The sequence below is a fragment of the Streptomyces sp. NPDC088915 genome, from assembly GCF_044749825.1.
In the GTDB taxonomy this organism is placed as follows: Bacteria; Actinomycetota; Actinomycetes; order Streptomycetales; family Streptomycetaceae; genus Streptomyces.
In genome coordinates this window covers 66,880-84,145 of sequence record NZ_JBIVIR010000013.1, presented here as the reverse complement: position 1 = coordinate 84,145, position 17,266 = coordinate 66,880, and the positions used below count along the sequence as shown (strand labels likewise).

Sequence of the window (17,266 nt, the reverse complement as noted above, 5' to 3'; positions counted from 1 at the left end):
CCGAAGGAGACGCTCTCATGGAAATCCTCAAGCTCGCCGTCAGCGGCTGGTTCGCCCGGGCCCTCGCGGTCGCCGCCCGACTGGAGATGGCCGACATCCTCGACGGCGGATCGATGACCTCGGCCGAACTCGCCGAGCGCACCGGGACCGACCCCGACATCCTCCACCGCCTCCTCCAGATGCTCACCGTGCCGGGAGTCCTGGAGCGCGACGGAGAGAAGTTCCGGCTGACCGAGGCCTACGCGCCGCTGCGCGCGGACCACCCCTTCACCCAGCGCCACTTCGCCATCCTCGCCGCCGAGCTGTACGACGACGCCTTCGCCGGCCTGATGCACACCGTGAAGACCGGCAAGTCCGGCTTCCAGGAGGTGTTCGGAGAGTCCCTCTACGGCTACCTGGAGTCCCACCCCGAGACGGCCGACCTGTTCGACAAGGGCATGGTCGACCTGGCGACGCCGGTGGCCCAGTGCCTGCTCGGCCTGCACGACTTCAGCGCCGTGAAGACGGTCGTCGACGTGGGCGGCGGGAGCGGCGGACTGCTCCCCGGCCTGCTGGCCGCCCACCCGGACCTGCGCGGCACCGTCGCCGATCGGGCCAGCGTCTGCGCCAGGGGCCGCACGGCCCTGGAGCGGGTAGCGAAGGAGGACGTGCTCGACCGCATCGACTTCGCCCCGAGTGACTTCTTCGTCGGACTTCCCGCCGGAGCAGACCGCTACCTGCTCAAGAACGTGCTGCACGACTGGACCTACGAGAACTGCGTCCGGATCCTGCGCACCGTCGCCACCGCCATGGCCGACAGCCCCGCGGACGCCCGGCTGCTCGTCGTGGAGCCGCTGGTGGAGAACGACATCGACGGCTGGCGGGCGATGTTCCAGGCCGTGGCCTGCGACGAGGGCACCACCGGACTGGACGAGCCCGCCATGCGGCGCGCCCTCGAGGAGGCCGGCTTCGCCGTGGAGTCGGTCGGGCAACTGCCCACACAGCACAAGGTGTTCGAATCCTCCCTGCGTGTCTCCTGATGCTCACGCCGGTCTTCCTGTTCGCGGGGCAGGGCTCCCAGTACCACGGCATGGGCAAGTGGCTCTACGGGGCCGACGCCGCCTTCCGTGAAGCTCTCGACTCCCTGGACGCGACGGTCCGCGAGGTGCGCGGCGATTCGGTGATCGAGGCGATCCACGGCGCCGGCCGCGGCCCCGAGCACCCGATGACGCAGTTCTCCCTCACCCAGCCGGCCATCTTCATGGTCGAGTACGCGCTGGCGCGGATGCTCCGGGCCCACGGATTCGAACCCGGCGCGGTGCTCGGCGCCAGCCTCGGGGAGGTCGCGGCGGCAGCCGTCGCGGGCGCCGTGGACCCGGACGAGTGCCTGCGCTCCCTGCTCCGCCAGGTGGACGTCTTCGAGGCCGAGTGCCCGCGGGGCGGGATGCTCGCGGTCCTGGCCGACGTGGGACTCGCCGAGCGCGACCCGGCCCTCGCGGGGGCCCACGTCGCCGCCGTGAACTCACCGGAGAACTTCGTCCTGGCCGGTACCTCCGGGGTGCTGGACCGGATCGAACGGCACCTCCATGCCACCGGCACGCTCTGCCAGCGGCTGCCCGTCCTGTTCCCCTTCCACTCGCCCCTGATCGACCCGGTCGAGGTCGTGTTCAAGGACCTGATCGGCGACCTGGCCATGAAGCCGGCCACGATCCCGCTGATCTCCGGCACCACCGGCGCCACCGTGCCGATACCCGACCCCGCCCACCTGTGGCGGGTCCTCCGCGCCCCCTTCGACCTGACCCGGGCGCTGGGCCCCCTGCTGGAACGGGACGACCTGCTCTTCCTCGACCTGGGGCCCTCCGGCTCCATGGCCAACCTGGTGCGGGCCGCCCTGCCGGAGCGCAGCGGTTCCCGCGCGCTCCCCCTGCTGTCCCCGTACGCCCGCGACGAGGTGCTGTACCGGGCCGTCCTCGACGTGCGCCCCCACCTCGCCGCCACCCCCGCAAGAATCGAGGTGAACCCCGTGAGCGCTCCCGCAGCGACCGCCGTGCACCGGTCCGCCGCCGTCCCGACGCTCGACGTCCACGTCTTCCCCGGGCAGGGCGCGCAGGCCAAGGGCATGGGGCGGGAGGTGTTCGACCGCTTCCCCGACCTCGTCGCCCGCGCCGACGCCGTCCTCGGCTACTCGGTCCGGGAGCTGTGCCTGGAGGATCCGGGCCGCAACCTGCGCAACACCCGCTACACCCAGCCGGCGCTGTACGTGGTCAACTCCCTGACCTGGCTGGCGGCCGTGGGCGAGGGCGGGCGCCTGCCCGACTACGTCCTCGGGCACAGCCTGGGCGAGTTCTCCGCCCTGTTCGCCGCCGGGGTGTACGACTTCGAGACGGGCCTGCGCCTGGTCGCCGAGCGCGGCCGGCTCATGGGGCAGGTCACGGGCGGCACGATGGCCGCCGTCTCGTACGTCGACGCGGCGCTCGTGGAACGGGTGCTGCGCGACGAGGGCCTCTCCGACGTCGACATCGCCAACTACAACGCGCCCACGCAGACCGTGATCGCCGGTCCCGCGGACTCGGTCGACCGGGCGCTTCCCGCGCTGAAGGCGGCCGGCGCGCGGTGCGCGCCGCTGAACGTCAGCGCGCCCTTCCACAGCCGGTACATGGCCGACGCCGCCGAGGAGTTCGGCCGGCTGCTGGACGCCACCGCCTTCGCACCGCCGAAGATCCCGGTCATCGCCAACGTGGACGCGCGGCCCTACGAGGCGGGAGAGGTGGCCGCCACCCTGCGGCGGCAGATCGCCTCGCCCGTGCGCTGGACCGACAGCGTCCGGCTCCTGATGGGCCGGGGCGACTTCACGGTGCGCGAGCTCGGTCCGGGGCAGGTGCTGACCAAGCTCATCGCCCGCATCCGGACCGAGGCGACCCCGCTCCCCGCTGCCGGGCCGACGGGGTCCGCCGCGCCGCCGCCGTCCGAACCGGTCCGTACCGAGCCGGTCCGTACCGAGCCGGTCCGTACCGAGCCGGTCCGTACCGAGCCGGTCCGTACCGAACCGGTCCGTACCGAACCCGCGCCGGTCGCACCCGTACGCCCCGCGACGGCCTCCGCCGCGTCGCTCGGGTCGGCGGGCTTCCGGCGGGATTACGGCGTCCGCCTCGCCTACGCCGCCGGCGGGATGCGGCAGGGGATCGGCTCCGTCGACCTGGTCGCGCGGATGGCCGGCGCCGGACTGCTCTCCTACTACGGCGCCTCGGGGCTCCCGGCCCGCGAGGTGGCCTCGGCGGTCGCCGCGATCCGGGCACGCGTCCCTGCCGGAGCGCCGTTCGGGGTCAACGTCACGCACGACCCCTTCGACCCGCGCGCCGAGTCCGAGCTGGTCGACGTACTGATCCGGGACGACGTCCGGTTCGTGGAGGCCTCCACCCACGTCGAGGCGACCCCCGCCCTCGTACGGCACCGGCTGACGGGCGCCCGGGTGCTGGCGGACGGCATCGTGCACGTGCCCCGCAAGATCCTGGCGAAGGTGACCCGGCCGGACGCCGCCCGCCTGTTCCTGGAGCCGCCGCCCGCCGTGCTGGTGGGCCGGCTGGTGGCGGAGGGGCTGCTCACCGCCGAGGAGGCCGAGGCGGGCGCACGCGTCGCGCTGGCCGACGACGTCTGCGCGGTGGGGGATGCCGGGGACCACTCCGACATGGCGACCCTGTGGGCGCTGCTGCCCGCGCTGCGCGGACTGCGCGCGGAGCTCGGCGGCGTGGCCGGGGCCGTGCGCGTCGGGGCCGGCGGCGGCATCGGATCCCCCGAGTCGGCGGCGGCGGCCGTCGTCCTGGGCGCCGACTTCGTCCTCACCGGCTCCATCAACGCGTGCACCGCCGAGAGCGGGACCAGCGCGGCGGCGAAGGACCTCCTGCAGGAGGCGGACGTACACGACACCGCCTTCGCGCCCTACGGGGACCTCTTCGAACTGGGAGGCCGGGCACGCGTGTTGCGCAAGGGCGTGCTCTTCCACGCCCGCGCGGGAAAGCTCCACGACCTGTGGCGCAACCACGACGCCTGGGAGGCGGTGCCCGCCGCCGTGCGCGCGAAGGTGGAGCGCGACTACCTGGGCGCCTCCTTCGAGGAGGTCCTCGCCCGCCTCGGCGACTCCGCAGGGTCCGCCCTCGACCCCAAGCGGCGCATGGCACTCGTCTTCCGCTGGTACTGCGCACAGGCGGCCACCTGGGCGATCGAGGGCACGCCGGGCCGCGTCGCCGACTACCAGATCCCCTGCGGGCCGGCCCTCGGCGCCTGCAACCGGTGGCTGGCCCGCACCCCGCTGCGCGCCTGGCGGGACCGGCACGCCGACGTGCTCGCCGAGCGCCTGATGGCCGAGGCCGCCGAGATCGTGGGCAGCGGGCTCCCGAGCCGCAGCTCCTGATCTCCGACGGGGCGGCGGGACCGCGTACACAGCACCACCCGCACGAACGACATCCACAGCAACGAGCGAGGCACACCGCATGACCGAGACGCCCATCGCGAAACCCGGCACCGAACACGACGACCTGGCCAGTGAGTTCGACCTGTCCGACCCGAAGTTCATCACCGACCCGAAGGCGGGGGAGCGCTGGCTCGGCGGCCCCCGGCCCGTCTGCCGCGGGAAGTTCGCCGACGGCAGCGACGTCTGGGTGGTCACCGGACACCACGACGTCAAGGCGGTGCTCGGCGAGCCGACCCTGCGCAGCCGCCCGCCGGGCGACTCCCACCGCGAGAGCATGCTCAGCCGGGGCATTCCCGAGGACATCGTCGACATGTTCGACTCCACCCTCCTGACCATGGACGGCGAGGACCACATGAGGGTCCGCCGCCTCGTCACCCGGGCCCTGTCCGCCCGGCGCATGCTGGCCCTGACCCCGGCCGTCGAACGCGTGGCGGAGCGCCTGCTGGACGGGCTCTCCGGCAAGCCCGAGCCCGACCTGATCGCGGACTACGCGCACCCGCTGGCCATCATCGTCATCTGTGAACTCCTCGGCGTCGACGAGGAGTACCGCGAGCAGTGGCGCGAGTGGAGCGAGACCCTCGCCCAGGCCCTGCGCCCGAACCCCGAGCAGTTCGCCCCGGCCGTCCGGGGCATGGCCCGGGTGACCCGGGAACTGATTGCCGCCCGCCAGGCCGAGCCGCGCGACGACCTGATCTCCGAACTCGTGCAGGTCCACGAGGAGGACAGCGACCGGCTGACCGACGACGAGCTGACCGCCCTGGCGATGGTCCTCGTCCAGGCCGGCCACGAGACCGTCCGCAACCTCGTCGCCCTCGGGGTCTTCACCCTGCTCCAGCACCCCGATCAGCTGGAGCTGCTGAAGAAGGACCCCTCCCTCGGCACCCGGGCCGTCGCCGAACTCGTCCGCCACACCGCGCCGGTGAAGCACACCTTCCGCCGCTTCGCCACCGAGCCCGTCGAGATCGGCGGGGTGAACGTGCAGCCCGGAGAGGCCATCCAGGTGGTGCTCGCCGCCGCGAACCGGGACCCCGAGGTCTTCGAGGAGCCCGGACGCCTCGACGTCACCCGCGAGCAGAACCCGCACCTGGGCTTCGGCCGGGGCGCGCACTACTGCCTGGGCGCCAGCCTCGCCCTGATCGAGGGGGAGGTCGCCCTCACCGCACTGTTCAAGCGGTTCCCCGACCTGTCGCTGGCCGTCGACCCGCAGGAGATCGAGCCGCGCTACCTGATGTCGATGCAGCGGCTTCCCGTCCGCCTGTCCCCGGAGAACGAGGTGTGATGGCCGACGGCGTTCCCACGGTCCCGGGCCTGCCGATGACCCGGGGCCGGTGCCCCTTCGACCCCGCACCCGAACTGGGCGTGCTCCGCACCGACCACCCGGTCGCCCGCATGGAGTTCCCGGACGGGCACGTGGGCTGGCTGGTCACCGGCTACCCCCAGGTCCGCAGGCTGCTGGCCGACCCCCGGATGAGCTCACGGGGGGACGCGCTGCGCTCGCCCATCCCGCTGCCCATGGCGACGGACCGCACCGAGCCGGCCCCGGGCATGTTCACGGCGATGGACCCGCCGGAGCACACCCGCTACCGGCGGGCGGTGGCCGCCTGGTTCTCGGCGCGCCGCACCCGCACCCTCGAACCCCGGCTGAAGGAGCTCGCCGACAGCCACCTGGACGCCATGGCCGAAGGCGGGGGCGGGGGCCCGGTGGACCTGGTGACAGGGTTCGCCGAGCCCATGGCCGCGTCGGCCATCTGTGAACTGCTGGGCGTGCCGCTGTCGGAACGCCCGGCCTTCGCCCGGGCCATCAAGACCCTCTTCGCGGTGCACTCCAGCGCCGAGGAGGCCATCGCAGGCTGGCACGCCATCACCGGCCTGCTGCGCGGGCTGGTCGGGGCGAAGCGCGCCGAACCGGCGGACGACCTGCTCGCCACCCTCGTCACCGAGGGCCGGCTCACGGACGAGGAACTCGTCACGGTCGGCGCCGTGCTGCTGACCGCCGGATACGACACCAGCGCGAACATGATCGCGCTGGGGACCTTCGCCCTGCTGGAGCACCCCGAGCAGTCGGCCGTGCTGGCCGCCGACACCTCGCTGGCCGGGAGGGCGGTCGAGGAACTGCTCCGCTACCTCACGGTCGTCCACGCGGGCGGCATCCGCGCGGCCGACGAGGACCTGGAGTTCGAGGGACACCGGATGGCGGCCGGTGACGCGGTCTCGCTCTCCTTCGCGGCCGCCAACCGCGATCCGGTGCTCTGCGCCCTGCCGGACGCGCTCGACGTGACCCGCGAACCCGTACCGCACCTCGCCTTCGGGCACGGCGTCCACCAGTGCGTGGGCCAGCAACTCGCCCGGCTGGAACTGCGGGTCGCCTTCGAGACCCTGTTCGGGCGCTTCCCCGGGCTCCGCCTCGGCGTCCCCGCCGCCGAGGTCCGCACCCGCCCGGACATGATCATCTACGGGGTCCAAGAGCTACCGGTGACCTGGTGAACGGAGAGAACGTGCTGTACCGAGAGATGTTCAAGTCCAAGATCCACCGTGCGACGGTGACCCAGGCGGACCTGCACTACGTGGGCTCCGTCACCATCGACTCCACACTGATGGCCGCCGCGAACCTGCTGCCCGGCGAAAAGGTCGACATCGTCGACGTCGACAACGGGGCCCGCCTCAGCACCTACGTCATCGAGGGCGAGGCCGACAGCGGGGTCATCGGCATCAACGGCGCCGCGGCCCACCTCATCGACCCCGGCGACCTCGTCATCATCATCTCCTACGCCTCCATGAGCGAGGAGCACGCCCGCTCGTACCGACCGAGCGTGGTCTTCGTCGACGCCGACAACCGACCCGTCACGACCGGCACCGACCCCGCCGACGTACCCGACGGATTCGGCCTGGTGCGCGGCGACACCGTCAGCACCTGACCACCCACCTGCTCACCGGAGACCCACATGAGTGCCACTCCTGACGTCATGACCGCCTTCACCGGCGGTCTCGCGGACATCAACCTCGACGAGTCCGGCACCGCCCGCCGCGGCGAGAAGGCCGCCGGAATGAAGTCCGCCAGCGCCGCCATCTACGACATGGCCGCCACGCTCTCCGGCCACGGGGCACTGTGGAACTGGGGCATGCACGACCCCGCCCTCGTCGAGGAGATCCGCGCCCGCGTGCCCGGCTTCGGCGAGCCCTGGACCGACGGCTTCAGCGAGCAGCTCTACTTCCTCGCCCTGCGCGACCTGCCCATCGACCTCGACGACTACGCCGGACGCCACGTCCTGGAGGTCGGCTGCGGCATGGGGGAGGGCCTCAACCTCCTCTCCCGCGTCGCCCCCGGCGCCCGCATGACCGGCCTCGACCTGTCCCCGAAGGCCGTCGCACGGGCCACCGCCACCCTCTCCCGCGGGGACGCGCTCACCTTCGTCCACGGCGACGCGGAGGACCTGCCCTTCGAGGACGCCTCCGTGGACGTGCTCGTCAACATCGAGAGCTCGCACACCTACCCCGACCTCGGCACATTCCTCGCCGAGGCCGCACGCGTGCTGCGCCCCGGCGGCTTCCTCAGCCACATCGACGTCTACACCCGACAGCGCACGGAGACCATGCGGCGCACGGCGGAGGAGACCGAGGGCCTGGAATGGACGGCCGACCACGACATCTCCGACCGTGTCCGTGCGGCCGTGCGCCGCCGGATGGCACCCGGCAGCCACTTCCGCACCACCCTCGGCAAGCAGCGCATGAACCCGCTGGTGCGCCAGATCGCCGCGCACAGCCAGATCCTCATGTTCGGCGGCATGTTCGCGGGCTACCAGCCGCCGCCCGCCATCAAGGCGCTCAGCAAGCTGGGCATCGTGCCGTGGATGAGCGGCTTGCCGATGGAGAGCTACCGCCACCGGATCGCCGTCCGCCGATGACCCGCCGCCCGGGCCGAAACCGAAAAGGGGGAAGCATGAGTCCACGGCTGTTCGCCGTCGCCGCCGCCACCGAGGACCTGCTCCAGGTCCTGCTGCACACCCATCTCGACAGGATCCGTGCCGGACGCGCACTGCCCCCGCTCGCCCGGTACTGCCACGAGGCGGCGACGGGCACGAGCGGCGTCCACCGGACCGCCTTTGCCGTCGACTCCTACGACGACCTGCGCACGCAGCTCGAAGAGGCCTGCGCGGGTGAGGTGGGGCGGGTCCCCGCCCAGGTCACGGCCCGGCGCCCCGGGCTGGTGTTCGTCTTCGCCGGACAGGGGGCCCAGTGGTACGGGATGGGACGCGAACTCCTCGTGCACCAACCCGTGTTCCGCGAGGCGCTGCTCCAGTGCGACCGGCTGGTGCGCGAGTTCGCCGGCTTCTCCGTCGTCGAGCAGCTGGAGCTGCCCGCCGAGGAGGCCCGGCTGAACGAACTGGACGTCCTCCAGCCGACGATGGTCTCCCTGCAGATCGCCCTGACGGCGCTCTGGAGCAGCTGGGGGATCACGCCTGACGCGGTCGTCGGGCACAGCATGGGGGAGATCGCCGCCGCCCACACGGCCGGCGGACTGACCCTGCGCGAGGCCCTGATGGTCGCCTGCCGGCGCAGCGCGCTGCTGCGCCGGATCTCCGGCAAGGGAGCGCTGGTCACGACGGAACTCTCTCCGGCCGAGGCGCGGGCGGTGGCCGGGGCGAGCGACGGCGGGATCAGCGTGGCGGGGGAGAACAGCCCCCGCTCCACCGTCCTGGCGGGGGACTCGCACTCGCTCGCCGCGCTCGTCGGCGAGCTGGAGGCGCGGGACGTCTACTGCCGGGTGATCAAGGGGACGGTCGCCTCGCACAGCCACTACGTGGAGGAGCTGCGCGAGGACCTCCACGCCGCCCTGCGCACCCTGGAGCCGACCCCCACCCGTCTGCCGATGTACTCGACCGTGACGGCCGAGCCGGTGCGGGGCGCAGGACTCGGGGCCGCGTACTGGATGCGCAATCTGCGGGAACCCGTACGGTTCGCGGCCGCGGTGGAACATCTGGGCGCCGCGGGACACGAGGTGTTCCTCGAGGTCAGTGCCCATCCGGTGCTGCTGAGCCCGGTGCGCCAGACCCTCGAACACGGGGAACGGCAGGGATGGCTGCTGTCGTCCGGCAGGCGGCGGGCCGAGGTCCGCTCCATGCTCGCCTCGCTCGGGACCCTGTACGCCTGCGGGCGGGAGCCGAACTGGGCCGCACTGTTCCCGCAGGAGCGCGCGAACTCCCTCACCCCGTACCAGGCCGTCGTACTGGACGCGGTACGCCGGCCCCGTCCGGCACCGATGGCGGCGCGCCTGGCCGCCCCCGCCTAGGGGGTGTGCCTGCCGGTCGCCCGGAACCCGCGCGAAGACCCTTGGGCCCCCGTCCGGCAGGACGGGGGCCCAAGCGGTTTCAGGCGGCGCCGACCGGAGCGGCGGTGAGGCCGTACAGCCCCGACTCGCGGCGCAGCACCCCGAGGTCGACGAGGGCCCGGCGCAGGGACACGGCGTCCAGGACGCCGCCCTCGCACCACGGCTCCAGACGCTCCGTCACCGTACGCTCGTCGTACTCCTCGCCCGCGGTGAAGGTGACCTCCCCCACGTGCCGCAGCACCGTGCGCCGCGCCTCGTGGTCGGTCTCCTCGGGCAGACCCACCAGCACACGGTCGCGTACGAAACCGCGCAGCCGGGCGTCGGGCTGCGCGGCCGCGGCCTCCTCCTCCCGGCGGCGGGCGGCGGTCCGCGCCGCCTCCTCCAGGGCGCCTTCGTCGACGACGAGCCGGCCGCGCCCCTCGGGCACGAGCAGACCGGTCCGGGTCAGCTGCCCGATGGCCTTGGCCGCCACCGGGGTGTCGAGCCCCGCGGCCGTGAGGATCTCGGACGAGGTGGACGAGCCGAGCGCGACCGCGGAGAAGACGCGGCGCAGTGTCGGGTCGGACAGCACGAGGGTGAATTCGTCAGGTGTCATCAGAGTGTTCCGCGTTCCTGCCGGCACGGGCCGGCGCGGCGCCCGTGCGCCGCGCCGGCCGGGACCTTCGGGTCAGCGCCCCTTTCGCTTGATCTTGATGCTGGCCAGGTCGGTGGAGACCGACTTGAGGTCGAGGCATCCGGCGCCGAGCCTGGCGACGGCCGCCACGGCGAGCTCCTCGGCCTGCGACAGGACGAGCTCCTCGGTGTCGTTGTCGGTCGCGGGGATCAGCACGCGGAAGGTGAACCCGTGCAGTCCGCGCTCGTAGTTCACCGTCCCCTCCTCGGTGAACCGGGCGCTGAGCACGCCGTGGTCGTCGACCTGGGCGAGCAGCGACGCGCGCTGCTCCTCGTCGAGGGGAGCGAACTTGCCCCGGGTGAGGACCTGGTAGGTCGTACCGCTGCTCATGATGGGAGGTCTCCAGAGGTGTTTCTCGGGTTCGACTGGTCGTCAGAGGCGCGGCGCACTACGCCCTTTCCTCCCGCCGGACCCGGTGGTGCGGCAGGAGCAGCACGAGGGCGGTGACCGGGACGAGGCCACCGGCCGCCCAGTACAGCGTTTCGCTGTAGGTGGACACGAACGTCTTCGCGCGGATCTCGCCGAGCGCACCGTTGATCGTATCCCGGGTGTCGCCGTCGGCGCCCTGTACCAGGCGGGAGCACGTGGCCGGAACCTTGGCCAGGTCGTCCTGGCCGAGTGCCTCGGTCGCGCAGTCCTGTAGGTCCGCGGCCTGCCGGGGCGACACCGACTGCACGGTGGGGACGACCCGTTCGGCCTGCGGCCCGGCGTTGCCGGCGAGCGCCGCGAAGAAGAGGCTGCCGATGACCGCCACGCCGAGCGCGGCACCGAGCTGGCCGGTGGCGTTGATGATGCCGGAGGCGGCGCCGGCCTCCTGCGGCTGGACCTCCCTGAGGACCAGCGCCGTCAGCGGGGGCATGAGCAGGCCCATGCCGGAGCCGATCAGGAGCATGGACGGGACCGCGTGCCAGGAGGTGATGTCCGTACCGAAGTGGTCGGCCGCCCAGGCGTAGGAGACGATGCCCGCGAACATCAGGACGGCCCCCGCGAGCAGGCAGTAACGGCCGTAGAGCGGGGAGAACTTGCGGACGGCGAGCCCGCCGACGAGCGGCACGCACAGGGAGAACGGGATCGCTGTCAGACCCGTGTGCAGGGCGGACCAGCCGAGGCCGGCCTGGAGGTAGAGGGTCCAGCTGAGGAAGAAGCCGGCGGGAATGGCGCTGAAGAGGAGCTGCACGCCGATGCCGGCGCCGAACGCGCGGACCTTGAACAGGGACAGCGTCACCAGGGGCGAGCCGTCCTTGCGGGTCTTGTGGCGTTCGTACACCACGAACAGCACGAGGACGGGGGCGGCGGCGACGAGCGAGACGACGCTCCAGAGCGGCCAGTCGAGTTCGCGGCCGAGGGTCAGCGGCACCATGAGCAGCAGCAGCCCGAGGATCACCAGCAGCATGCCGACGATGTCCAGGCGCTTCGCGTGGGGGGAGCTCGACTCCCGCATCCACTTCGTGGCGCCGATCAGGGCCACCACGCCGACGGGCAGGTTCACCACGAAGATGCTGCGCCAGCCGAGGTCCAGCGGGCTCCAGCTGATCAGGGCGCCGCCGATGAGGGGACCGGAGACGATGGCCAGGCCGACCATGCTCGCGTAGAGGCTGACGACGCGGCCGATCTCCTGGGGAGCGAAGGAGACGTGGATGAGCGCGAGTACCTGGGGCACCATGATCGCTGCGGTGAGCCCCTGGAGCGCGCGGGCGAGGACGAGTAATTCGGTGCTGGGCGCGGCGGCGCACAGGGCGGACGCGAGGACGAAGCCGCTGACGCCGATGAGGAACATCCGCTTGCGGCCGAAGATGTCACCGAGCCGGCCGCCGGTGATCAGCAGGACCGCGAAGCTCAGGGTGTATCCGGCCGTCATCGCCTGGATGGCGACGGTCGAGGCGCCGAGGTCGCGTTGGATGCTCGGGATCGCCACGGTGATGATGTTGGCGTCGAGCAGGTCCATGAAGGTGGCGACCAGCAGGACGGTCAGCGCGAGCCACCGCTTCGGGTCGGGCTCGGGCGCGTCGGGGGTGGCAGGTGGGCCGGCGTTCGCCGGCTTTTCTGCCTGCCCTGCCTTGTTCATGGGTTCTTCTCCAGGTTCTCGATCGGGGGTTCGGCGGAGGGTTCCGCGGTCGGGTCGGCAACGGTCGCGGCGCTGCGGGCGAGTGCGGTCCAGGACTTCATCAGGAGCTCCACCACGTCCACGACGGAGTCCGTGCCGCTGTCGGCGGGGGAGAGCACGCGCTGGATGGACAGCCCGTCGTCCAGCGCGTGCACGATCAGGGCCAGCAGCTCCACGGGGGCCGGCGTGGTCACGCCGCGCGCGGCGAAGCCCTGCTCCAGCGACTGGGCGATCGCCTCCCGGGAGCGGCGCTCGCGGTCCGCCAGTACGGGCAGCAGCTCCGGGTCGCGCAGCCCGTAGAGCCAGAGTTCGGTGCGCAGGGCGAGCCAGCTGGCGAGGTTCTCGTCGCGTCGGCGGTGCCAGGAGCGGAGGTGGTCGAGCATCTCCTCGAAGGTGGCCGCCGTGCGGCTCATCGCCTGGATCTCTTCCAGTTCGTGCTGGGTCCGCTGTTCGAGCAGGGCGAGGACGAGCTCGTGCTTGCCCTCGAAGTTGCCGTAGAAGGCGCCCCGGGTGTACCCGGCGGCTTCGACGATCTGTTCCACCGAGGTTCCGCTGACCCCCTGGCCGGCGAACAGCGCGGCCGCCGATTGAAGGATCTGCTCGCGGGTGACCTGCCGGCTCTGCTCCCGGGTGAGTCGCTTGGTGATGGTGATCGCCTCCTTGGCGCGCTTCCTGGATACGAGACTGTATCCCAATACAGAGCTGTATATGAAAGGCATTCGGGGAGGGCGGCCGTTCCACGGGGCGCACATGCGAACGGGCCGCCACCGGTGCCCGAAGGCGTGGTGGCGGCCCGTGGTCGAACCGCGAGGTCAGACGGAGGCGGGCGCCGGGACCCGGAAGCGGTTGATGGCGTCGAGGTGCCGGGCGCGCAGTTCGTGGTCGCGGACACCCAGACCCTCCTCGGGGGCCAGCGCGAGGATCCCCACCTTGCCGTGGTGCAGGTTGCGGTGGACGTCGTACAGGGCCTGGCCGGTGTCCTCCAGCGCGTAGACCTTCGACAGCGTGGGGTGGATCCTGCCCTTGGCGATCAGCCGGTTCGACTCCCAGGATTCCCGGTAGTTCGCGAAGTGGGATCCGACGATCTTCTTGAGGGACATCCACAGGTAGCGGTTGTCGTACTGGTGCATGTAGCCGGAGGTGGAGGCGCAGGTGGTGATGGTGCCGCCCTTGCGGGTGACGTACACGCTCGCGCCGAAGGTCTCGCGGCCCGGGTGCTCGAAGACGATGTCGATGTCCTCGCCGCCGGTCAGCTCGCGGATGCGCTTGCCGAAGCGCTTCCACTCCTTCGGGTCCTGGGTGTGCTCGTCCTTCCAGAACCTGTAGCCCTCGGCGCTGCGGTCGATGATCGCGGTGGCGCCCATCGCGCGGCAGATGTCCGCCTTCTGCGCGCTGGAGACCACGCAGACCGGGTTGGCCCCGCCGGCGAGGGCGAACTGGGTGGCGTAGGAACCGAGTCCGCCGCCCGCGCCCCAGATCAGGACGTTGTCGCCCTGCTTCATGCCGGCGCCGTTGCGGGAGACCAGCTGGCGGTAGGCGGTGGAGGCGACCAGCCCCGGGGAAGCCGCCTCCTCCCAGCTCAGATGCCGGGGTTTGGGCATCAGTTGGGTGGACTTCACCAGGGCGATCTCGGCCAGGCCGCCGAAGTTGGTCTCGTAGCCTCAGATGCGCTGTTCGGGGTCGAGCATCGTGTCGTTGTGGCCGTCGGAGGATTCCAGCTCGACCGAGAGGCAGTGCGCGACGACCTCGTCGCCCGGCTTCCAGGAGTTGACGCCCGGGCCGGTGCGCAGCACGACGCCCGCGAGGTCGGAGCCTATGACGTGGTACGGCAGGTCGTGGCGCCTGGTGAGCTCGCTGAGCCTGCCGTAGCGCTCCAGGAAGCCGAAGGTCGGCAGCGGTTCGAAGAGGGACGACCAGACGGTGTTGTAGTTGACCGAGGAGGCCATGACGGCGACCAGGGCCTCACCCGGCCCGAGTTCGGGCACCGGCACCTCGTCCAGGTGCACCGACTTGCGCGGGTCCTTGTCGCGGGTGGCGAGCCCCGCGAACAGGTCCGTCTCGTCCTTGTGCAAGGTGACGGCGCGGTACGCCTCGGGGAGGGCGAGCGCGGCGAAGTCCTCCGGCGCCCCTTCCCGGCTCACGACGGCATCGATGATGTCCTGCATGTGGTGTCCTCGGTACGGGGGCGGGTGGTGGTGCGGGAGCGCGGCGGCTCAGCGCACCAGACGGTTCATCAGCCGGACCAGTTCGGCCGTCGGGTCGGCCGTGAGGCCGCCGTGCACCGGTCCGGTCTGCACGACCGCGCTGCGCGGGGCCGTCAGCCAGCCGAACCGCGAGCGCAGTGTGCCGGCGCCGGCCCGACCGGCCTTCGGGTCGCCCGCGCAGATGGCGCGGATCGCTTCGAGGGCGTCGGTGACACCGGTCAGGTCGACCTCGGGGTCGAGGGCGCGCAGACGCGCGGCGTCGATGTGGATCTCTGCCGCGAGGAAGTCGGCCTCCTTGCAGTAGAGCAGCGCGCCGACGTTGATCCGCTCACCGCGGTCCACGCGGGGGACGGCCTGCAGCAGCGCGTAGTCGAAACCGAGGGAGGGGGAGACGTGAGTGCTCATGCCGCCGCCTCCGGCCACCAGTCGCGCTCGCCCGCGAGACGGGCCAGCAGGTATGCGCAGTAGCGTTCGCGCAGGGTTTGCGGGTCCGCGCCGTTCGCCGAGTTCATGTTGACCAGGAAGTCGTCGGGCACGAGTCCGAGGATCCGCGTCAGCGCCTCCGGCGTCACGAGGGCGGCCAGCTCGGCGTCGAGGGCGTCGAGGACCGGGGGCGCCAGCGTGGACACGCGCTCGGACAGGACGTGCGAGCCCAACCCGTAGTCCCGGTTGGCCCAGCCGTCCACCGACGGCCACGAGTGCTGGAAGATCAGCGCCGCACCGTGGTCGATCGCCCACAACTGGCGGTGCCAGATGAGGAGGTTGGGGTTGGACCAGGTGCGGTCCACATTGGCCGTCAGGGCGTCCAGCCAGTAGATGCGGGCGGCCTCCTCCGCCGGCGCCCGCCAGGCGATGCCGTCGTAGCCGACCGAGCCGGGCAGGAAGTCCATGGCCAGATTGGGGCCGGTGCTGGCCTGGAGGAGCTGTTGCACCTCCTGGTCCGGCTCGCGCCGGGCCAGTTCGGCGTCCACGTCGAGGAGGACCAGGTCGGGGACCCGGATGCCGAGGTGCCGGCCGAGCTCGCCGACCACGATCTCGGCGACGAGGGCCGCGCTTCCCTGGCCGGCCCCCCGGAACTTGACGACATAAGTGCCGTCATTGTCGGCCTCGACGATACCGGGAAGTGAACCGCCCTCGCGCAGGGCCGTCAAATATTGCGTTCCTTTTACTTCTTGCAGCATGTTGATCACCCTACTGGCGCAAGATGGGCCCTCCAAGGGCGTGAACGAGTTCCGGCCATTGGCCCGGCGGCCCCGTCCGGGAGGGCTGGACGGGGTTCGGCGAATTAATTGGCCGATTTCCTGCGGAGCCCGCCGAGGGAATCCCCATGCCTCTCATGTATTTCGGCCACCTTCTCGAAGGTGTCCGGAATTCGGCTTGTGGTCACCGGTCTCCGGACGCTGCGGGTGCGAGGGGGCCGGTACGGCGATGCCCGTCGCCACGTACTCGACGCCCTCCCGTACGACGGTTCGCCAGCGCCCGGTGAAGGTGTTCACGCGGCGCCCGCCGACCACCGGGCCCGGCACGTGCAGCGAGCTGGTGAAGGTGCCCCGCTCCGGATCGGGCGTGATGGTGCAGTCGCTGAAATCCAGCAGCCTGCCCATGAGCGGGAAGCAGGTCTTGTACGTGCTCTCCTTCGCGCTGAACAGCAGCCTGTCCCAGGCCACGTCGGGACGGGACAGGGTGAGGCGGTCCAGCGTGTGCCGCTCCTCGGGCGAGGCCACCAGCTTCTCCACGCCTGTGGGCAGCGCGGAGTTCGGCTCGGCGTCGATCCCGACCGCGGCGACCGCGTCGGTCCTGGCGACCGCCGCCGCCCGGTAGCCGGGGCAGTGGGTCATGCTGCCGACGACGCCCTCGGGCCAGGCCGGCGCCCCGCCGGGACCGGGGAGGATCGGCCCCGGCGGTATCCCGAGCCGGGCCAGTGCCGTGCGGGCGCACAGTCGGACGGTGGCGAATTCTCGTCGGCGCTTGTCGACCGCACGCTCCACCCTGTCGGCCTCCTCCGGGTAGAGGTGGCTGTCCGGCGGGTCGGCGAACAGCTCCACGATCACGACGTCCGGCAGCGTACCGACGAGTAGGTCGGGCCCGGCGGGGAAGGGGCGGGGATCGGGCCCCGGGCCCGTGCGGGGCGCGGGATTCGTGCGGTCAGGCCGGGTCGCCCCGGGTTCCGGTATCGGATGGTGGACGCCGAGATCCGGCTCTGGAATTCCTGGCATGGGTCCCCCTCGGGTTGCGTAACCAGATGCGATCATCCAGGATGCATTCTCGTCGGCTTTCGAATTCCGGTCGCGGGAGAAGAGGGTCGGAGCGGGGGTAGTTTCAACACTCAACCACCTCCGCGACCACTGTGGTATACGGGGTCCTGCGAGGGTAGTTTCAATGATCAACTACCTCGTCGGCCGGTGTGTTGGACAGGTCTTCAAGGGAATGCATCGGGGGATGTGGATGATCCAGCGCTGTCATCAGTCGCGGGTGCGTCCGGGCGGGGGCACACGCCGGCCCGCAGCGGCCG

Annotated in this window: 14 protein-coding genes and 1 pseudogene; 7 read left to right on the top strand and 8 right to left on the bottom strand. The window is 71.8% G+C overall.

The annotated features are described in order from the left end of the window. Positions 1 to 17: 17 nt before the first annotated feature. From ACIP5O_RS23355 to ACIP5O_RS23325, 7 genes are all read left to right on the top strand, one after another. Positions 18 to 1,019 carry a methyltransferase gene (locus ACIP5O_RS23355; protein ID WP_401296333.1) on the top strand — a complete coding sequence of 334 codons (1,002 nt, stop codon included), beginning with the start codon at positions 18 to 20 and terminating at the stop codon, positions 1,017 to 1,019. After that, positions 1,019 to 4,387: an ACP S-malonyltransferase gene (gene fabD, locus ACIP5O_RS23350; RefSeq protein ID WP_401296331.1), complete on the top strand. Its 3,369-nt coding sequence runs from the start codon at positions 1,019 to 1,021 to the stop codon at positions 4,385 to 4,387. Before ACIP5O_RS23355 ends, fabD begins: the two co-directional genes overlap by 1 nt. A gap of 79 nt (positions 4,388 to 4,466) precedes the next feature. Next, positions 4,467 to 5,726 (top strand): cytochrome P450, encoded by a 1,260-nt coding sequence (locus ACIP5O_RS23345; RefSeq protein ID WP_401296329.1) that lies wholly within the window; start codon positions 4,467 to 4,469, stop codon positions 5,724 to 5,726. Then, positions 5,726 to 6,931 (top strand): cytochrome P450, encoded by a 1,206-nt coding sequence (locus tag ACIP5O_RS23340; protein WP_401296327.1) that lies wholly within the window; start codon positions 5,726 to 5,728, stop codon positions 6,929 to 6,931. The genes ACIP5O_RS23345 and ACIP5O_RS23340 overlap by 1 nt, the downstream gene beginning before the upstream one ends. A 14-nt stretch (positions 6,932 to 6,945) precedes the next feature. Further along, positions 6,946 to 7,362 (top strand): aspartate 1-decarboxylase, encoded by a 417-nt coding sequence (gene panD, locus ACIP5O_RS23335; protein WP_401296552.1) that lies wholly within the window; start codon positions 6,946 to 6,948, stop codon positions 7,360 to 7,362. A 27-nt stretch (positions 7,363 to 7,389) separates the two neighbouring features. After that, positions 7,390 to 8,349 (top strand): class I SAM-dependent methyltransferase, encoded by a 960-nt coding sequence (locus tag ACIP5O_RS23330; RefSeq protein ID WP_401296326.1) that lies wholly within the window; start codon positions 7,390 to 7,392, stop codon positions 8,347 to 8,349. Positions 8,350 to 8,384: 35 nt separating this feature from the next. Further along, positions 8,385 to 9,734, top strand: a complete 1,350-nt coding sequence (locus ACIP5O_RS23325; RefSeq protein WP_401296324.1) for an acyltransferase domain-containing protein — start codon at positions 8,385 to 8,387, stop codon at positions 9,732 to 9,734. Between the two features lie 79 nt (positions 9,735 to 9,813). Here ACIP5O_RS23325 and ACIP5O_RS23320 read toward each other — a convergent pair whose 3' ends face one another. From ACIP5O_RS23320 to ACIP5O_RS23285, 8 genes and pseudogenes are all read right to left on the bottom strand, one after another. After that, positions 9,814 to 10,368, bottom strand: a complete 555-nt coding sequence (locus ACIP5O_RS23320) for a DUF2087 domain-containing protein (protein ID WP_401296322.1) — start codon at positions 10,366 to 10,368, stop codon at positions 9,814 to 9,816. A gap of 72 nt (positions 10,369 to 10,440) precedes the next feature. Continuing rightward, complete coding sequence (locus ACIP5O_RS23315) at positions 10,441 to 10,776, bottom strand: DUF6204 family protein (RefSeq protein ID WP_401296320.1); 336 nt, start codon at positions 10,774 to 10,776, stop codon at positions 10,441 to 10,443. A gap of 58 nt (positions 10,777 to 10,834) precedes the next feature. Beyond that, positions 10,835 to 12,511 carry an MFS transporter gene (locus tag ACIP5O_RS23310; protein WP_401296318.1) on the bottom strand — a complete coding sequence of 559 codons (1,677 nt, stop codon included), beginning with the start codon at positions 12,509 to 12,511 and terminating at the stop codon, positions 10,835 to 10,837. Next, a complete protein-coding gene (locus ACIP5O_RS23305) occupies positions 12,508 to 13,245 on the bottom strand; it encodes a TetR/AcrR family transcriptional regulator (protein ID WP_401296316.1) in 738 nt (245 codons plus the stop codon). Before ACIP5O_RS23305 ends, ACIP5O_RS23310 begins: the two co-directional genes overlap by 4 nt. Before the next feature lie 117 nt (positions 13,246 to 13,362). After that, positions 13,363 to 14,715, bottom strand: a pseudogene (ccrA, locus tag ACIP5O_RS23300) (crotonyl-CoA carboxylase/reductase). Positions 14,716 to 14,763: 48 nt separating this feature from the next. Beyond that, entirely contained in the window at positions 14,764 to 15,159 is a 396-nt protein-coding gene (locus tag ACIP5O_RS23295; protein WP_401296314.1) for a DUF3037 domain-containing protein, read from the bottom strand. Continuing rightward, on the bottom strand, positions 15,156 to 15,935 hold the full coding sequence (locus ACIP5O_RS23290) for a HipA family kinase (protein ID WP_401296312.1): 780 nt from the start codon (positions 15,933 to 15,935) through the stop codon (positions 15,156 to 15,158). The genes ACIP5O_RS23295 and ACIP5O_RS23290 overlap by 4 nt, the downstream gene beginning before the upstream one ends. 153 nt (positions 15,936 to 16,088) lie before the next feature. Next, positions 16,089 to 16,805, bottom strand: coding sequence for a 4'-phosphopantetheinyl transferase (locus tag ACIP5O_RS23285; RefSeq protein ID WP_401296310.1), 717 nt, complete (start codon positions 16,803 to 16,805; stop codon positions 16,089 to 16,091). Positions 16,806 to 17,266 lie beyond the last annotated feature (461 nt).

Coding starts and splice junctions, on each gene's coding strand:
- ACIP5O_RS23355 (WP_401296333.1), top strand. CDS start 18: ATGGAAATCCTCAAGCTCGCCGTCAGCGGCTGGTTCGCCCGGGCCCTC.
- fabD (WP_401296331.1), top strand. CDS start 1,019: ATGCTCACGCCGGTCTTCCTGTTCGCGGGGCAGGGCTCCCAGTACCAC.
- ACIP5O_RS23345 (WP_401296329.1), top strand. CDS start 4,467: ATGACCGAGACGCCCATCGCGAAACCCGGCACCGAACACGACGACCTG.
- ACIP5O_RS23340 (WP_401296327.1), top strand. CDS start 5,726: ATGGCCGACGGCGTTCCCACGGTCCCGGGCCTGCCGATGACCCGGGGC.
- ACIP5O_RS23330 (WP_401296326.1), top strand. CDS start 7,390: ATGAGTGCCACTCCTGACGTCATGACCGCCTTCACCGGCGGTCTCGCG.
- ACIP5O_RS23325 (WP_401296324.1), top strand. CDS start 8,385: ATGAGTCCACGGCTGTTCGCCGTCGCCGCCGCCACCGAGGACCTGCTC.
- ACIP5O_RS23320 (WP_401296322.1), bottom strand. CDS start 10,368: ATGACACCTGACGAATTCACCCTCGTGCTGTCCGACCCGACACTGCGC.
- ACIP5O_RS23315 (WP_401296320.1), bottom strand. CDS start 10,776: ATGAGCAGCGGTACGACCTACCAGGTCCTCACCCGGGGCAAGTTCGCT.
- ACIP5O_RS23310 (WP_401296318.1), bottom strand. CDS start 12,511: ATGAACAAGGCAGGGCAGGCAGAAAAGCCGGCGAACGCCGGCCCACCT.
- ACIP5O_RS23295 (WP_401296314.1), bottom strand. CDS start 15,159: ATGAGCACTCACGTCTCCCCCTCCCTCGGTTTCGACTACGCGCTGCTG.
- ACIP5O_RS23290 (WP_401296312.1), bottom strand. CDS start 15,935: ATGCTGCAAGAAGTAAAAGGAACGCAATATTTGACGGCCCTGCGCGAG.